We start from the raw sequence: 15,245 nt of genomic DNA on the forward strand, positions 1-15,245 counted from the left end.
CGCAATGAAACGAACTAACACATTTTTTTTGAATATAAGCAGAACATTATATAGAGAGTTCCATCTTATTCTTATAAAAAATATAATCAAATAAGATGAAATTTACAGCAGAACAAATAGCGGGAATATTAGAGGGTGAGGTTGTTGGGAATCCCAATGCTGAAGTACATGAATTGTCTAAAATTGAGGAAGGGAAAAAAGGTTCGTTAACTTTCCTATCGAATCCCAAATACAATAACTACATCTATAGTACAGAGGCTACTATTACTATAGTCAATAAAGCTTTTGTCCCAGAATCTGAACTGAAAACCACTCTTATAAAGGTAGAAGATGCTTATATGGCTTTTTCTAAATTATTAGAATTTTATGATCAGGCAAAAGGTCAAAAAAGTGGAATAGAACAGCCAACAGTTATATCGGAAAACGTAAAATATGGCGAAAAACTATATTTAGGTAGTTTTAGTTATATAGGCCAAAATGTGACTTTAGGAGATAATGTTAAGATTTATCCTAATTGTTTCATTGGTGACAATGTTATTATTGGCAATAATGTCACTATTTTTGCCGGGGCCAAAATATATTCAGAAACCCAAATAGGAAATAATTGTATCATCCATTCTGGAGTTGTTATTGGAGCAGATGGTTTTGGTTTTGCACCAAATACCGATGGAACTTATAAGAAAATACCTCAAATAGGTAATGTTGTTATAGAAGATAATGTTGATATTGGATCTTGTACAACAATCGACAGAGCAACAATGGGATCGACTATTATTCGAAAAGGAGTAAAATTAGACAATCAGATCCAGATAGCGCACAATGTTGAAATAGGCGAGAATACTGTTATTGCAGCTCAAACGGGAATTGCCGGTTCGACAAAAATAGGAAAAAATGGCATGATTGGCGGACAAGTAGGAATTGCTGGACATTTAAGCATTGGTGATAATGTACGCATTCAAGCCCAAGCAGGTCTAGCCCGAAATATAAAAGACAATGAAGTTTTGCAAGGAAGTCCGGCATTTGGATACAATGATTTTAGTAAATCATACGTGCATTTCAGGAATTTGCCTAAACTTGTAGCAGAAATTGAAGAATTAAAGAAACAAATATTAAACCAAAAAAATGGAAACAATGGTTAAACAGAAGACCATCAAGACAGAAATCTCGCTAACAGGAGTTGGATTACACACAGGTAAGGAAGTTAAAATGACTTTTAAACCTGCTCCAGTAAATAATGGTTTTACTTTTGTAAGAGTAGATCTAGAGGGACAGCCTGTTATTGAAGCTGACGCTAATTATGTTGTTAATACACAAAGAGGAACAAATTTAGAAAAACTTGGGGTTCAAATTCAGACTCCAGAACATGTTTTGGCAGCTTTAGTAGGTTGTGACTTAGACAATGTTATAATAGAATTAAATGCTTCTGAGCTACCTATTATGGATGGCTCCTCTAAATATTTTGTTGAAGCGCTTGAAAAAGCCGGAATTGAAGAGCAAAATTCAAAACGAAACGTATATGTAGTAAAAGAGGTTATTTCTTTTACTGATGAAGCCAGCGGAAGCGAAATATTAATCATGCCAAGTGATCAATTTTGCGTGACAACGATGGTGGATTTTGGAACTAAAATTTTAGGAACTCAAAATGCAACCATGAAAAGCATTACAGAGTTTAAATCTGAAATTGCTGAATCGAGAACCTTTAGTTTCTTACATGAATTAGAAACATTATTGAATAATGGTTTAATTAAAGGAGGAGACTTAAATAATGCCATTGTATATGTCGATAAGGATATATCCGAAACTACAATGGAGAATTTAAAACTTGCTTTTGGTAAAGAAACGATTAATGTTAAACCAAACGGAATATTAGACAATCTTACTTTACATTATCCAAATGAAGCAGCAAGACATAAATTACTTGATGTTGTTGGGGATTTGGCTTTAATTGGTACTAAAATCCAAGGTAAAGTTATTGCTAATAAACCAGGGCATTTTGTAAACACTCAATTTGCCAAAAAAATGGCCAAAATTATAAAAATTGAGCAAAGAAATCAGGTTCCGGTTTATGACTTGAATCAGGAACCATTGATGGATATTCATAAAATTATGGCAGTTTTACCGCATAGACCTCCTTTCTTGCTGATTGATCGAATTATTGAAATGTCAGACAGTCATGTAGTAGGGATGAAAAATGTAACAATGAATGAAAATTTCTTCGTTGGACATTTTCCAGATGCACCAGTTATGCCAGGTGTTTTAATTGTAGAAGCAATGGCGCAAACAGGAGGAATATTAGTGTTGAGCACTGTTCCAGATCCAGAAAATTATTTAACTTATTTCATGAAAATTGATAATGTTAAATTCAAACAAAAAGTATTGCCTGGAGACACTTTAATTTTTAAATGTGACTTGATTACCCCTATAAGAAGAGGAATCTGTCATATGCAAGCTAATGCTTACGCTAACGGAAGGTTAGTAGCTGAAGCTGAATTAATGGCGCAAATTGCTAAAAAACAATAAACAAAGATAAGTAAGTGTATTGAAAATTAATTTCAATCTTTTATTTGATTAAATAGAAAACAATAAAAACAAGCAGATGAATCAACCATTAGCATATGTTCATCCTGGCGCTAAAATCGCCAAAAATGTTGTCATAGAACCTTTTACAACCATTCATAACAATGTAGTTATCGGAGATGGTACTTGGATTGGCTCCAATGTTACCATTATGGAAGGTGCAAGAATAGGAAAGAATTGCAACATTTTCCCTGGCGCAGTAATCTCTGCAGTTCCTCAGGATTTAAAATTTGGAGGAGAAGAATCTTTGGCAATAATTGGAGATAATTGTACAATTAGAGAATGTGTTACAGTCAATCGAGGAACAGTCGCATCGGGTCAAACCGTTATAGGTGATAATTGTTTAATAATGGCCAGTGCGCACATCGCGCATGATTGTCATGTGGGAAACAATGCCATTATTGTCAATGGAGTATTATTAGGAGGACATGTGACTGTAGGGAATTACGCCATTGTGGGTGGATTATCAGCAGTGCATCAATTTATTAATATTGGAGATCATGCCATGATTTCGGGTGGCTCACTTTTAAGAAAAGATGTTCCCCCTTATACAAAGGCAGCTAAAGAACCGTTGTCTTATGTAGGAATCAACTCGGTGGGATTAAGAAGACGTGGTTTTTCGACTGAAAAAATCAGAGAAATTCAAGATATATACCGAATTTTATATCAAAAAAATTACAACACTACCCAAGCTTTGGGTATTATTGAAGGCGAAATGGAAGCTACACCCGAGAGAGATGAAATTATTGATTTTATCAGAAATTCATCAAGAGGTGTGATGAAAGGATATTCTGGAAACTATTAATTAAAAAATGTTTAATCGTTTAATTGGTTAATCGATAAAACAAGTGAATCAAAAAATAAAAAATAAAAAATGGCATCTACATCAGACATCAAAAACGGATTATGCATAAAATACAATAATGATATTTATAAAATCATTGAATTTCTTCACGTAAAACCAGGAAAAGGCCCTGCTTTTGTTCGAACTAAACTTAAAAGTTTGACTAACGGGAAAGTATTGGACAATACATTTTCTGCAGGTCATAAAATTGACGAAGTTCGTGTTGAAAACCACAAATTTCAATTTTTGTATCCAGAAGGAAATGAGTTTCATTTTATGAATACGGAAACTTTTGAACAAATTTCTTTAAATAAAAGTATCTTGGATTCTCCTGACTTATTAAAGGAAGGTGAAAACGTGATGGTGAGTATTAATACTGAAACAGATTTGCCTCTTTCTGTAGATATGCCTGCATCAGTAGTACTTGAAGTGACTTATGCCGAACCAGGAATTAAAGGGAATACTGCTACAAACGCCACTAAATCAGCAACTGTAGAAACGGGTGCGACTGTAAACGTACCTTTGTTTATCAACGAAGGAGATAAAATTAAAATTGATACGGCCTCTGGTTCATACATGGAGCGTGTAAAAGAATAGTTTACAGTGTTTAGTATTCAGTTTGCAGTCAAGCTGAATACTAAACGCTGAACACTGAATACTAAATTTATGAAATTCCCCAAAGTTTATTCTTTACAAGAAATTGCCAGTATAATCAATAGTGAATACGTAGGTGACTCAAATTTTCCTGTTTCAGGCATGAATGAAATTCATGTTGTAGAACCTGGAGATATTGTTTTTGTGGATCATCCCAAATATTACGATAAGGCACTAAACTCCGCTGCAACTATTGTCTTAATTAATAAAAAAGTAGATTGTCCCGAAGGAAAAGCCTTATTGTTGTCTGACGATCCTTTTAGGGATTTCAACAAGTTGACGAATCATTTTAAGCCTTTTCAAGCTTCTAATGCTTCGATTTCAGCTTCAGCTGTGATAGGTCAAAATACTATAATTCAGCCTAATACTTTTGTAGGAAATCATGTGGTTATAGGAAAGAACTGTTTGATACATTCTAATGTTTCTATTTACGACCATACGGTCATAGGTGATAATGTGATCATTCATGCCGGAACAATTCTAGGAGCTGATGCTTTTTATTATAAGAAGAGAGAAGATGGTTTTGATCAATTACTTTCTGGTGGACGAGTGGTTATCAAAGACAATGTAGGCATTGGCGCATTATGCACCATTGACAAAGGAGTTACGGGAGACACAACCATAGGAGAAGGGACCAAAATTGACAATCAAGTACATGTAGGTCATGACACCGTAATTGGTAAAAAATGTTTGATTGCTTCACAAACAGGTATTGCCGGATGTGTAATTATTGAAGATGAAGTGACCATTTGGGGGCAAGTAGGAACCACAAGCGGAATTACCATTGGTGAGAAAGCTGTGATTCTTGGTCAAAGCGGAGTCACAAAATCAGTTGAAGGCGGAAAAACCTATTTTGGTACTCCTATTGAAGAGTCCAGGGAAAAATTAAAACAATTGGCCAATATCAAAAAGATTCCCGAAATTTTAATTAAATTAAAATAAGAATAAAGTAATTGAGATAATTTATTTTGATGCAAAAAAACGCTTAAAATAATTTCGAAAACCTTACTTTTGCATCACAATTTTAAAAAATCACATAAAATATATATCATGAGTGTTTTAGTTAATAAAGATTCCAAAATAATTGTTCAAGGATTTACAGGAAGTGAAGGAACTTTCCACGCTTCTCAAATGATTGAGTACGGTACTAACGTTGTTGGTGGTGTAACTCCAGGTAAAGGTGGAACAAGTCATTTAGACAGACCTGTTTTCAACACTGTAAAAGATGCTGTAGAACAAGCTGGAGCTGATACTACTATCATTTTTGTACCGCCAGCTTTTGCTGCTGATGCAATTATGGAAGCTGCTGATGCTGGAATAAAAGTGATTATCGCTATTACGGAAGGGATTCCTGTAGCTGATATGATTAAGGCTAACAGTTATGTTAAAGAAAGAAATGCAAGATTAATTGGACCTAACTGTCCTGGTATTATTACTCCGGGAGAAGCTAAAGTAGGTATTATGCCAGGTTTCGTTTTCAAAAAAGGAACTGTAGGTATCGTTTCTAAATCAGGAACTTTAACTTATGAGGCTGCTGACCAAGTGGTAAAGCAAGGTTTAGGAATCACAACAGCAATTGGTATTGGTGGAGATCCAATCATTGGAACAACTACTAAAGAAGCGGTTGAATTATTGATGAACGATCCAGAAACAGAATGTATTGTAATGATCGGTGAAATTGGAGGTCAATTAGAAGCTGATGCTGCTAAATGGATCAAAGCAGATGGTAACCGTAAACCAGTTGTTGGATTCATTGCAGGAGTTACCGCTCCAGCAGGACGTACAATGGGACATGCAGGTGCTATTGTTGGTGGAACTGATGATACTGCTGAAGCAAAAAAACAAATCATGAGAGACAATGGTATTCATGTTGTTGATTCACCAGCTGAAATTGGTAAAAAAGTAAAAGAAGTTTTAGGATAGTCAACTATTCAAAACTAAAAATAGATTAAGCCTCACAATTTGTGGGGCTTTTTTATTATAAATCGAATTAAAAAAATACCTTTGCACTTTGTTAAATATAAGGCTTTAAATGTTTAATTTTTAATGAAAAAATCAAAAGCAATGGTTTTGAATTCACACGAATACCTTTAGTAGGTATTTTTTTTGCCAAAGCCAATCCAAATAAAAATAAAATTATATGTATAAGGAATTAAAAAAGTTCGAAGTAAGCAATCAGTTTTCATTTTCTGTTGAAGATAGCCTAGAAGAGGTTTGTAATGCATCTGAAGGATGTGGCGTCTTTTTAGTATATGCTGTTGGTGCTGACAAAGAATTGATTATGGTTGGTTCTACAGGAACTGTCCAAAATGACGGAACATTGAAAACTAAAAATGGCGGTTTGTATGATAAAATTGTAAACGGGCATCAATTTGCCAAAACAGGAAGAAAATATTCGTGGCCTGCACAAATGAAATTGGAAGACATTAGTGTTCTGGAAGTAGTTTGGTATGAGACTTTTAATGACAAAACTAAAGGTATTCCAACAGCTGTAGAAGGACAAGTTTTGCAAAACTTCTTAGATGAAAACGGTAAATTACCAAGATGGAACGTAGCGTTTTAGTCTATTTTTCTAAATAATTATATAAAAGCTTTACTTCGGTAAGGCTTTTTTTTTTGCCTTAAAGTCGCGAAAATAAAGGAATAAGTATTTTTATATTAAAATAAGCATTACTTTTACAGCCGTTATCACGAATCTCATAATATGAGATAGCAACCTGCAACAACGAGCAAGGTGCTAAAACGATAAGCCAAATCCTTTGGAAAAAATGTTGTTTTTTATTCCTGTTTTGCTTTTTTGTTTTTCGTGGTATCGTTTTCATTTAAAAAATTGACTATGATGACAAAACATGTTAGAAATAATGGTAATCCATTTGCTTTAATTCCTTTATTGATTTTTATTCTTACTTTTTTAGGAGCCGGAATTTGGCTCAATGATTTTTATGCACTTCCGTCGCCGGTCGCGGTTTTATTGGGAATTATTGCCGCATTTATTCTTTTTAAATCATCGACAGATGAAAAAGTGACCACTTTGATTGCTGGTTGCGGCGAGAGTAAAATTATGACCATGTGTCTGATTTATTTGCTGGCCGGCGCTTTTGCAGTGGTCAGCAAGGCTACTGGCGGCGTTGATGCTGTAGTAAATTTAGGTATCAATAATATTGATGTGGCTTATTTTCCACTGGGAATATTTTTAATTGCCGCTTTTTTATCAACAGCAACTGGAACATCTGTTGGAGCAATTGTTGCCATTGGTCCCATAGCAGTAACTTTAGCAGATAAAAGTGGCGCTTCTCTGCCTTTGATCTCGGGCGCTTTACTTGGAGGATCGATGCTGGGAGACAATCTTTCTATGATATCAGATACCACCATTGCGGCAACCCAATCTTTGGGCTGTAACTTAAAAGATAAATTCAAAATTAATTTATTCATTGCCTTCCCGGCAGCACTAATCACGGTTTTGCTATTGTTTTATTTGGGATTAAATTCAGATATCAATGCCGTTGCCATTCCTAAAAATGGCGTGGACTGGATTTCTATCATTCCTTATGTATTGGTTATTGTGCTAGCTGTATCTGGAATTAATGTTTTTGCTACTCTGATAATAGGGACTTTGTTGGCTGGTGCCATAGGCTATTTTGGAAATCATTTCACCCTTATGGTTTTTACCCAAAAGGTCTATGAAGGCTTTACAAGCATGACAGAGATTTTCCTGCTTTCGATGCTTTCTGGCGGACTGGCGGCCATGGTGGATAAAGCTGGCGGAATTGATTATGTGTTATTTCAGGTTAAAAAGCGTATCAAGAGTAAGAAATCGGCGCAAACCGGAATAGGGACATTAGTAGGACTTACTAATTTAGCCATTGCCAATAATACGGTTTCGATTGTCATTACCGGAACCATTGCCAAAGAGATCAACGATGAATATGATTTAGATTCAAGGAAAACGGCTACTATACTGGATATTTTTTCTTGTGTTATCCAAGGGATTTTGCCTTATGGTGCTCAAGTGCTTTTAATTTTGAGTTTTGCCAATGGAAAGCTGGATTTCTTTGATTTAATCAGTAATGCCTGGTATCATTTGTTTTTATTCCTTTTTACTTTGGTAGCTATTTATGCTTCTTTTTGGGATAAATTAGTAAAACGTTTTTTTGATATTTAAAATAACTTCTATTTATCATCTTAATGAATTTGAAATTTTTTTTAAAAAGGGAATTATTATATATTTGACAGCTGTAAGATAGCCCTGATAGAAGCGGAAATCCTTTTATGTTTTCTTTATAAACATAAAAGATTGAAGCGAATAGCAGGAATAGCTACCAATAAGAATTAAACTAAGTTTTAGAAAATGAAATTACTAGAAGGAAAAGTGGCCATTATAACAGGCGCAAGTCGCGGAATTGGAAAAGGGATTGCAGAGGTTTTTGCAAAACACGGAGCAAATGTTGCGTTTACTTACAGTTCATCTGTTGAGTCGGCTTTAGCGTTAGAAAATGAATTGAATGCATTAGGAATTAAAGCCAAAGGATACCAATCAAACGCAGCTGATTTTAATGAGGCACAAACATTTGTTGATGCTGTTTTGGCTGAATTTGGAACTGTAGATATTTTGATTAACAATGCAGGAATTACTAAGGACAACCTTTTGATGCGTATGTCTGAAGCTGATTTTGATCAAGTTATAGATGTCAATTTGAAATCAGTTTTCAATATGACCAAAGCCATTCAAAAAACATTTTTGAAACAACGCGCCGGATCTATTATCAATATGAGTAGTGTAGTGGGAGTGAAAGGAAATGCTGGGCAAACAAATTATGCCGCTTCTAAGGCTGGAGTTATTGGTTTTACAAAATCAGTGGCACTGGAATTAGGTTCACGTAATATTCGTTGTAACGCGATTGCTCCAGGCTTTATTGAAACTGAAATGACGGCCAAATTAAGCGCAGATGTGGTTCAGGGATGGAGAGACGGTATTCCTTTGAAACGCGGCGGAACAACTGATGATGTGGCTAATGCTTGTCTTTTCTTTGCTTCAGATATGAGTGCATACGTTACAGGACAGGTCATGAATGTTGACGGAGGAATGCTTACCTAGATATAATTATAAATTAAGAATTATGAATTTTAAATGATGAGGAATTCAAAATTTAAAATTCATCATTTAAAATAAAAAAGGATGACTATAAACACCGTTTTATTACTAGTTTTTTCATTATTAATAGCCGGTGGTTTGTCATTTTTTCAATATTATTACAAAGCCAAAAACAAGTCGAAACTGAATTTGTTTTTGGCTTTTTTGCGTTTTCTGGCTATTTTTGGCTTGTTTTTATTGTTAATTAATCCCATAATCACCAGAAATACACTAGAAATAGTAAAACCACCATTAGCTCTTGTTGTCGACAATTCCAGTTCGATTCCTTATTTGAATGCCGATAAAACAGCATTGACTACCTACAAAGCATTGGCTTCGAATACTGCTTTACAAGAGAAATTTGACATTCAATCCTATCAGTTTGACAACGAATTTCAGCAATCTGAAAAATTTAATTTTAAAGGGACTCAGTCCAATTTAGACGGAATTGCTAAGGACTTGAAAAGTATCAATAAGAATGTAGTTTTCCCAACAGTCATTATAACGGACGGAAATCAAACTTCTGGCAATGATTATGTTTATACTTTTGATTCTACCAATAAAGTTTTTCCAATAGTTCTGGGAGATACCACAAAATTATTGGATTTAAAAATAAATCAGCTCAATGTCAACAAATATGCCTTCTATAAAAATAAATTCCCAGTAGAAGTTTTTGTGCAATATTCAGGAGATAAAAATCTAACCGCTGATTTTAGTATTTCACATGGAAATTCCGTTTTGAGTAAACAAACTATTTCCTTTTCAGCTTCTAAAAAGACTGCAGTTGTCAATGTACTTTTGCCTGCGAATAAAGTAGGTTCACAAGTTTTTAAAGCAACGATAAACTCTAAAGAAAAAGAGAAAAACAGCTACAACAATACTAAGAATTTTGCTGTTGAAGTGATCGATCAAAAGACTAATATTGCGCTTGTTACGGTTATAAATCACCCAGATATCGGTGCTTTAAAACGGGCAATTGAATCTAATGCGCAACACAAAGTAACTATTGTTAATCCAAACAATATCAATCCATTAAGGGATTATAATATTTTAATTCTTTACCAACCAACAACCCAATTCAAAAAACTTTTTGAAGAAAATCAATCGGCTGGTATTAACACATTTATTATTACGGGTAATCACACTGACTTTTCACTTTTGAATCAGCAACAAAGCAATTTGTTGTTTAAAATGAGTAGTCAAAAAGAGGATTATTTAGCTAGTTTTAATTCGCAATTCAATTTGTTTGCCATAGAGGATATTGGTTTCGAGAATTTTCCGCCTTTGCAAAATGCGTATGGAAATATTAGCGTCAATGGAAATGTTTCTGTTTTGCTTTCGTCAAAAATTAGAAACATTGCCGCTAATTCTCCTTTAGTCGCTTTTGCCGAAAATCAAGGAAAACGAACAGCCTTTCTTCTGGGAGAAAATAGCTGGAAATGGCGTTTGCAAAGTCATGTAGACAATCAATCGTTTGATAAATTTGATATTTTTGTAGATAAAATCATTCAATTTTTGGCATCCAATAGTTCCAAAAAATCATTGGTAGTCCATCATGAAAGTTTTTACAATTCTGGGGATGCAATTGAAATTACTGCTCAATATTTCAATAAAAACTATGAATTTGACGAAAAGGCACAACTTACAATTACTGTTGTCAATGCTAAAACTAAGCAAAGTAAAAATTATGATTTGCTAAAAAGCAACAATTCCTATAAAGTCAATCTGGACGGATTGACAGCCGGAACTTATAATTTTACCGTAAAAGAACTAAATTCTAAAACTTCTTATTCCAGTCATTTTGAGATTTTGGACTTTGAGATTGAGAAGCAATTTGTTAATCCGGATTTAGAAAAACTGAACCAATTAGCCGAGCTGACCCAAGGGAAAACTTATTTTCCGGATCAAGTCGAACAGCTCATAAAAGCGTTGTTGGCAGATGAAAGTTACAAAACGATTCAAAAGAATAATGTTACAAAGTCGCCATTAATTGATTGGAAATGGTTATTGGTTTTAATAGCCAGTTTGCTTGCCACCGAATGGTTTGTTCGAAAATACAATGGTTTGCTGTAGTTTTAATTAAACAAGAAAGTACGATTATGGATTTTAGGCTAAAAGTATTCTTCACCGTTGCCAACCGATTGAGTTTTACTAAAGCAGCGACGGAATTATTTATCACCCAACCTGCAGTTTCCAAGCATATTCAGGAATTAGAAGAAGAATACAAACTCAAGCTTTTTGACAGAAATGGCTCTAAAATTTCGCTAACGCATGCGGGAAAAGTATTGCTTGAACATGCTAAAAACATTTTTGAAATTTATCGCGAGATTGATTTTGACATGAGTACTCTTATCCATCAGCAAAGAGGAATGTTAAGATTAGGTGCCAGTACTACAATTTCCCAATATATTATTCCGCCGCTTTTAGCGCGTTTCCATCAAAAATTAAAAGATATTAAAGTAAACTTGAGAAACGGGAATACGGAGCAAATTGAGAACGCTCTTTTGAATAAAGAAATCGAAATTGGAATTGTAGAAGGACAATCCAAAAACCAATTGATAAAATACGTTCCGTTTTTGAAAGACGAACTCGTTTTGGTCTGCAATAGTCACAATTCATTGGTAAATAAAAAAGAAATTACAAAAACAGATCTTTTAGAAATGCAATTCCTTGTCCGCGAGCAAGGTTCGGGAACATTAGAAGTTATAGAGCATGCGTTAAAATCCTTAGAAATCAAATTTTCGCAATTGACTGTCGAAATGGAATTAGGTAGCACCGAAAGCATTAAATCCTATTTATTGAATTCCAATTGTGTTGCTTTCATGTCAATTCACGCCATACAAAAAGAGTTAAAAAGTAGCGAATTGAGCATACTTGACGTAAAAAAACTAAGTATGGAACGTTATTTCTATATCATTAGCCTTCAAGGAAAAAAGGAAGCTCTTTCTGATTTGTTTCTGAAAAATATTTCCAGTTATTATAACCTAAAGTTATAATGGATTGCTTTTTATGATTGGCGAAAGTCGTTTTTAGAACTGACCTTTGTACCATAATAATTAAAAAAGTTATTTTGAAAACGACTTCTAAAGTAATCCAAAAAAATAATACCACTCTTTTTAATCTCACTCAGACACAAAAACAAATTATATTTGGTTTGTTGACTATAGTCTGTTTTTCGGGATTGATTGCTCCACCTATTGCGTTATTGTTAGGGTTATTAGTCGCTAATTTGTCGGGACATCCTTTTTTAGAATTGAATCATAAACTAACTAATATTTTGTTGCAAATTTCGGTCATTGGACTGGGTTTTGGGATGAATGTAAACAGTGCCTTAATGGCTGGTAAAGAAGGTTTTCTATTTACTGTTGCTTCTATTTTTTGCACTTTGATTTTAGGTTTTTTTATTGGCAAATGGCTTGATATCGAAAAGAAAACCTCTCATTTGATTTCCTGTGGAACGGCTATTTGTGGCGGAAGTGCCATCGCTGCAATAGCGCCAGTAATCAAATCAGATGAAAAGCAAACTTCAGTAGCTTTGGGTGTTATTTTTATTCTAAATTCTATCGCTTTATTTTTATTTCCCGTCGTTGGTCATTGGTTGGACTTAAGTCAACAAGAGTTTGGATTATGGTGTGCTATTGCTATCCATGACACCAGTTCGGTAGTGGGAGCTGCAAATAAATATGGCCCCGAAGCCTTGCAAATTGCAACAACTGTAAAACTCGCCAGAGCTTTATGGATCATTCCAGTTGCTTTAATTACAGCTGTATTGTTTAAAAATAAATCTGGAAAAGTTAAGATTCCGTATTTTATTGGTTTGTTTATTTTGGCTATGTTGATGAATACTTATATTCCAGAAATGGTTCTTGTAGCACCTTTTTTAGTTTCAATTGCTAAAGTAGGATTAACGATCACCTTATTTTTAATCGGTGCTGGTTTGAATCTGAAAGTGCTGAAATCTGTGGGGACGAAACCGCTGTTACAAGGCGTTTTGCTTTGGATTTTTATCGCTTTTGCGGCCTTACTTTCGATTATGTATTTCAATTAAGATGAGTTGTAATCCTTTTTCTTTTGATTACAAAAAATTGCAATCGAATGTAATCGTACATAAGGGCTATTAGAAGAAAAAAAGCACTCACAAAAAGTGTTTTCAATTCGAGAAAAGTGTACATAAAACCTCCCGAAATACAACCAATAAAAAAGAAGGTTATTATGGATAGTCGCAAAGAAATACTAGCCCTTAGGCTTTTTCTTTCGCTCTCTTTTTTATAAAAAAACAATTGTGACAATTCAATTCCTAAATCAGTAAAAAGTCCTGTTAAATGAGTTGTTCTAACGGTAGATTTTGATATTTTCGTGACCAATGAATTTTGGATTCCCATAGCAAAAAGCATAGAAAAAGCAATGTATTTTCCATCAAAAGAGGACAAATCTGCTTCTGTGCCAAAAAAACCAACTGATGTTAAAATGGCGATCTCTATAGAAATCGGAAGTACATGGAGCAAATTAGGTTTTTTTTGAGACACCAATTCCGCCAAAAAATTGGACGTAAAAGATCCCAATAAAAAGAAAAGAGTAAAAATAAAAAAAGTGATTGCTGCCACATAATTATCTTTAATGACTTCTTCAGCGAAAAAAGCAAAATGTCCAGTTACATTTGTCGTCAAAGTTTTTACCGCCAAAACTCCACAAATATTCACAATTCCAGCAACAAATGAAAGTAAAGTGGCCAAACGTAAATTATGAATAAAAGTTCTGTTTTTTCCTTGATGCCGAAACATAGTTGTGGCTTTTTTTAAATTAATGTAATCTTAAACTCATTGTTTCTTATTTTGAAAAAAAAATAAAATACATTTGTAGCACATAATAAATAAAAGTAATGAAAAATATTAAATTTAAACCTACAATTGTATTGTTAAGTGCAATAGCTATTGGTTTTCTAACTTTGTCGTGGGGAATTATCGGACACGAAAGAATAAATAATGCAGCTGTGATGGCATTGCCAAAACCACTGCAGATTTTCTTTTACAACCATATTGATTTCATTACTACAGAATCGACGGTTCCTGATGTAAGAAAATATGCGGTAAATGACAAAGCCGAAGGACCACGTCACTATTTTGACATGGAAAATTATGGTAGCACCGACAGCTTTCCTAAAACTCTAGAAGAAGCCAAACAAAAATATGACGCGAAGTTCTTGGACAAAAATGGAATATTGCCTTGGTATATTCAAGACATGATGGTTAAATTGACGAAAGCTTTCAAAGAGAAAAGAAAAACTGAAATCTTGTTTTTAGCCTCAGATCTTGGACATTACATTGCCGATGCGCACATGCCTTTGCATACTTCGGACAATCATGATGGACAAAACACCAACCAAAAAGGAATTCATTCTTTATGGGAAAGCAGATTACCGGAATTATTCGCCAAAAATTATAAATTCAACACGACATCTGCAGTTTATATTGAGGATGTAGAGAAAGCAACTTGGGATATTATGTTTGACACCCATAGTTTGGTTGAACCTTTATTAGCCATCGATAAAAGTTTAAGAACCACAACACCTGAAAACGAAATATACGTTATTGATGCTGAAGGGAAAATTGCAAAAAACAAATATAATGGAATGGTCTATTCTGATGAATATGCAAAGAAATTGCATGTTGCTTTAAACGGAATGGTCGAAAATCAAATGAAGAAAGCTATTGTGGCGACTTCTAGTTTTTGGTATACGGCTTGGGTCAATGCTGGTAAACCGGACTTAAGTAATCTTGACTCAGAAGAATTGACAAAATACAATAAGAAAGGTTTGAAAAGAGATCTTAAGCTTTGGGAAAAAGGAAAACTTTTTGGATTAGAAAGCGAAAAAGAATTTTAATTCGAAATTACGTTAAGGAAAAGAAAAACGGGTGAGACTTAATGCAGGGTACTTTGCGAACAGCTATTTTAAAAACATCAATAGAAACGGGCTTCAGCCCGTTTTGTATATTGAATAAAAAATGGGCTTTAGCCAAAATAGAGATTAAGTTTTGGCTA

Annotated in this window: 14 protein-coding genes and 1 riboswitch; of the genes, 13 read left to right on the plus strand and 1 reads right to left on the minus strand. The window is 34.1% G+C overall.

The genetic code is table 11. The features are described 5' to 3' along the window. Positions 1-95 precede the first annotated feature (95 nt). The 12 genes from lpxD to BUB25_RS15540 all read left to right on the plus strand — a co-directional run bounded on the left by lpxD (position 96) and on the right by BUB25_RS15540 (position 13,254). A complete protein-coding gene (gene lpxD, locus BUB25_RS15485; RefSeq protein ID WP_072945933.1) occupies positions 96-1,139 on the plus strand; it encodes a UDP-3-O-(3-hydroxymyristoyl)glucosamine N-acyltransferase in 1,044 nt (347 codons plus the stop codon). Then, positions 1,132-2,520 carry a bifunctional UDP-3-O-[3-hydroxymyristoyl] N-acetylglucosamine deacetylase/3-hydroxyacyl-ACP dehydratase gene (locus BUB25_RS15490; RefSeq protein WP_072945955.1) on the plus strand — a complete coding sequence of 463 codons (1,389 nt, stop codon included), beginning with the start codon at positions 1,132-1,134 and terminating at the stop codon, positions 2,518-2,520. Before lpxD ends, BUB25_RS15490 begins: the two co-directional genes overlap by 8 nt. Positions 2,521-2,596: 76 nt before the next feature. Further along, positions 2,597-3,382, plus strand: coding sequence for an acyl-ACP--UDP-N-acetylglucosamine O-acyltransferase (lpxA, locus tag BUB25_RS15495; RefSeq protein WP_072945935.1), 786 nt, complete (start codon positions 2,597-2,599; stop codon positions 3,380-3,382). A gap of 69 nt (positions 3,383-3,451) precedes the next feature. Beyond that, positions 3,452-4,018, plus strand: a complete 567-nt coding sequence (gene efp / locus BUB25_RS15500) for an elongation factor P (protein ID WP_072945937.1) — start codon at positions 3,452-3,454, stop codon at positions 4,016-4,018. Between the two features lie 69 nt (positions 4,019-4,087). Beyond that, complete coding sequence (locus BUB25_RS15505; protein WP_072945938.1) at positions 4,088-5,017, plus strand: UDP-3-O-(3-hydroxymyristoyl)glucosamine N-acyltransferase; 930 nt, start codon at positions 4,088-4,090, stop codon at positions 5,015-5,017. Between the two features lie 108 nt (positions 5,018-5,125). After that, positions 5,126-5,998 carry a succinate--CoA ligase subunit alpha gene (sucD, locus tag BUB25_RS15510; protein ID WP_072945941.1) on the plus strand — a complete coding sequence of 291 codons (873 nt, stop codon included), beginning with the start codon at positions 5,126-5,128 and terminating at the stop codon, positions 5,996-5,998. Between the two features lie 217 nt (positions 5,999-6,215). Beyond that, positions 6,216-6,638: a hypothetical protein gene (locus BUB25_RS15515; RefSeq protein ID WP_072945943.1), complete on the plus strand. Its 423-nt coding sequence runs from the start codon at positions 6,216-6,218 to the stop codon at positions 6,636-6,638. 117 nt (positions 6,639-6,755) lie between these two features. Next, positions 6,756-6,854: riboswitch (SAM-I-IV-variant riboswitch) on the plus strand. 60 nt (positions 6,855-6,914) lie between these two features. Beyond that, complete coding sequence (locus tag BUB25_RS15520; protein ID WP_072945944.1) at positions 6,915-8,237, plus strand: Na+/H+ antiporter NhaC family protein; 1,323 nt, start codon at positions 6,915-6,917, stop codon at positions 8,235-8,237. A gap of 186 nt (positions 8,238-8,423) precedes the next feature. After that, positions 8,424-9,170, plus strand: a complete 747-nt coding sequence (fabG, locus tag BUB25_RS15525) for a 3-oxoacyl-[acyl-carrier-protein] reductase (protein WP_072945946.1) — start codon at positions 8,424-8,426, stop codon at positions 9,168-9,170. A gap of 81 nt (positions 9,171-9,251) precedes the next feature. Then, complete coding sequence (locus tag BUB25_RS15530; protein ID WP_072945948.1) at positions 9,252-11,279, plus strand: hypothetical protein; 2,028 nt, start codon at positions 9,252-9,254, stop codon at positions 11,277-11,279. Positions 11,280-11,305: 26 nt separating this feature from the next. After that, positions 11,306-12,202, plus strand: a complete 897-nt coding sequence (locus tag BUB25_RS15535) for a LysR family transcriptional regulator (protein WP_072945957.1) — start codon at positions 11,306-11,308, stop codon at positions 12,200-12,202. Positions 12,203-12,348: 146 nt separating this feature from the next. Beyond that, complete coding sequence (locus BUB25_RS15540; RefSeq protein ID WP_244533843.1) at positions 12,349-13,254, plus strand: YeiH family protein; 906 nt, start codon at positions 12,349-12,351, stop codon at positions 13,252-13,254. Here the strand turns inward: BUB25_RS15540 and BUB25_RS15545 are convergent. After that, a complete protein-coding gene (locus tag BUB25_RS15545; protein ID WP_072945949.1) occupies positions 13,247-13,987 on the minus strand; it encodes a YoaK family protein in 741 nt (246 codons plus the stop codon). The genes BUB25_RS15540 and BUB25_RS15545 overlap by 8 nt on opposite strands. A 98-nt stretch (positions 13,988-14,085) precedes the next feature. Here BUB25_RS15545 and BUB25_RS15550 point away from each other — a divergent pair, with 98 nt between their 5' ends. After that, positions 14,086-15,087, plus strand: coding sequence for a zinc dependent phospholipase C family protein (locus BUB25_RS15550; protein ID WP_072945951.1), 1,002 nt, complete (start codon positions 14,086-14,088; stop codon positions 15,085-15,087). The last annotated feature ends 158 nt before the right edge of the window (positions 15,088-15,245 follow it).

Origin of the sequence: Flavobacterium granuli (assembly GCF_900129705.1) — a bacterium.
In the GTDB taxonomy this organism is placed as follows: Bacteria; Bacteroidota; Bacteroidia; order Flavobacteriales; family Flavobacteriaceae; genus Flavobacterium; species Flavobacterium granuli.